Below are 427 nucleotides of genomic sequence, written 5' to 3'. Positions count from 1 at the left end.
TCGCGGTGGTGCCGCTGGAACTGTCTGTGACGGTGGCCGTGACATGCAGCGTGGTGTTGCCCGGATCCGGCGAGGTGATCGTCAGCCCGGTCAGCTGGGCCTGGGTCAGCGTATAGCTGCCGTCCGGGTTGTGCGTCCCGGCCGACAGCGTGGCGCCTGCCGGCAGCCCGCTGATGGTGATGCTCACCGTCTCCGTCGGCGATAGCGGCGCCAGCGCGATCGGCAAGGCGATCGAGACGTCCTCCAGCCCGGCCAGCGGCAAGGCCGGCAGCGTCAGGCCGGGCGCATCCGCCACGTTGAGCACATTCAGCCCGACATTGGCGCTCGTCGTCGCGGTGGTGCCGCTGGAACTGTCTGTGACGGTGGCCGTGACATGCAGCGTGGTGTTGCCCGGGTCCGGCGAGGTGATCGTCAGCCCGGTCAGCTG

1 protein-coding gene is annotated in these 427 nt (G+C 69.6%); it reads right to left on the bottom strand.

Annotated features, from left to right (window positions below):
• Nucleotides 1-427: hypothetical protein (locus tag GVN67_RS29320; protein WP_160000792.1), on the bottom strand; the 427-nt coding region annotated here is incomplete at both ends.

The organism is Roseomonas sp. 18066 (assembly GCF_902706185.1).
GTDB lineage: Bacteria > Pseudomonadota > Alphaproteobacteria > Acetobacterales > Acetobacteraceae > Pseudoroseomonas.
Note: the sequence above shows the minus strand (reverse complement) of the source record. Positions and strands in the feature narration are given on the sequence as shown.